We start from the raw sequence: 1,588 nt of genomic DNA on the forward strand, positions 1-1,588 counted from the left end.
AGCCCCGGGATGCGTCGCTGGATCGTTTGTAGACCTTAAGTTTTCGATAATCTGCGCTTCCTACCATGGCTGCATGGAGGACGCATGGACATCTTGACTTCAATCGCCCGCGGGCTGCTGTGGGGCGCACTGGCCTGGGCCCCGTGGGCGCTGGCCACCACACCCACTGAGCAACTGGCAGGCTACACCGCCCAGGCAGGTGCGCCCGCCCAGGCCGCACGCGGGCAGCAGCTGTTCACCACCCGCCACGGCAAAGAGTGGACCTGCGCCTCGTGCCACACGGCATCGCCCACGGTGGACGGCCAACACGCCAGCACCGGCAAGTCCATCGCCGCGCTGGCACCGGCCTTCAACCCCCAACGTTTCACCGATGCCGCCAAGACCGAAAAATGGTTTCGCCGCAACTGCAATGACGTGTTGGCGCGTGAATGCAGCGCTACCGAAAAAGCCGATGTGCTGGCCTGGCTGATGGCGCTAAAGCGTTGAACCCCCTTCTCGGAGATACCACCATGCACCATCTTTTCGCCCACCGCTGCGCCCTGGCACTGGGGGCTACGCTGTTGTCTTGGGGCACCTGGGCCGATTCCCGCGTGCCCATGCCCGCGCCCTTGCCCAAGTTCCAGCAGGAATGCGTGGCCTGCCACATCGCCTATCCACCGGGCATGCTGCCTGCGGCTTCGTGGAAGCACTTGATGGGTTCGCTGGGCCAGCACTACGGCACCGACGCTTCGCTGGACGAAGCCAGCGTGCGCGAGATCAGCACCTGGCTGCAGACCCACGCCGGCACCTACAAGCGCGTGAGCGCGCCGCCGCCACAAGACCGCATCACGCAGTCGGACTGGTTCATCCGCAAACACCGCGAGCTGGACCCGGCCATCTGGAAACAGTCGGCTGTGAAGAGCGCGGCCAACTGCATGCCCTGCCACACCCGCGCCGATACCGGCAGTTTCCGCGAATCGGAAATCACTTTCCCCAAAGGCCTGGATGCGCGCTTTCGGCGCAACTGGGACGACTGAAGGAGCTCCCCATGAACGCAATGACCCCATCGTCTGCCGCCGCATCCAGCGGCCCCACCCCACCCCGTACCCGCCGGGTGGTGGACGCGCCCACCCGCGTCTTCCACTGGCTGTTTGCCCTGAGCTTTGTGGGGGCCTACCTCACCGCCGATGGCGAGGGCTGGCGCATGTTGCACGTCACCTTGGGCTACACCCTGGCCGGTTTGTTGGCTTTTCGGGTGGTGTATGGGCTGGTCGGCCCCCGCCAGGCCCGTTTGTCGCTGCTGTGGCGCAAGCTGGCGGGCCTGCCACGGTGGCTGGCCTCTGTGGCATCGCTGCAAGCCGTGGATGGCCGCCAGGCGCAGAACCTGGCCATGGCGGTAGCGGTGGCAGGCCTGTTGGTGCTGGCCTTGCCGTTGACCCTGTCGGGCTATGCCACCTACAGCGAGTGGGGCGACTGGTTGGGCGAGGTGCATGAATTTTTTGGCAACGCCTTTCTGGCGCTGGTGCTGGGCCACCTGGCGGTGATGCTGGCCCTGAGTGTGCTGCGCCGCAAGAACGTGGCCCGCAACATGCTTGCCGGGCAGGTCGGA

Annotated in this window: 3 protein-coding genes; all 3 read left to right on the forward strand. The window is 65.7% G+C overall.

Annotated features, from left to right (window positions below):
* The first annotated feature begins 84 nt into the window (after positions 1-84).
* On the forward strand, positions 85-486 hold the full coding sequence (locus AC097L_RS23875) for a DUF1924 domain-containing protein (RefSeq protein ID WP_479589219.1): 402 nt from the start codon (positions 85-87) through the stop codon (positions 484-486).
* 23 nt (positions 487-509) lie between these two features.
* A complete protein-coding gene (locus tag AC097L_RS23880; RefSeq protein ID WP_479589220.1) occupies positions 510-1,016 on the forward strand; it encodes a diheme cytochrome c in 507 nt (168 codons plus the stop codon).
* A gap of 11 nt (positions 1,017-1,027) precedes the next feature.
* Positions 1,028-1,588: cytochrome b/b6 domain-containing protein (locus AC097L_RS23885; protein ID WP_479589221.1), on the forward strand; the 561-nt coding region annotated here is incomplete at its 3' end.

It is taken from the genome of Rhodoferax sp. RT5P35 (assembly GCF_056521385.1).

Coding starts and splice junctions, on each gene's coding strand:
- AC097L_RS23875 (WP_479589219.1), top strand. CDS start 85: ATGGACATCTTGACTTCAATCGCCCGCGGGCTGCTGTGGGGCGCACTG.
- AC097L_RS23880 (WP_479589220.1), top strand. CDS start 510: ATGCACCATCTTTTCGCCCACCGCTGCGCCCTGGCACTGGGGGCTACG.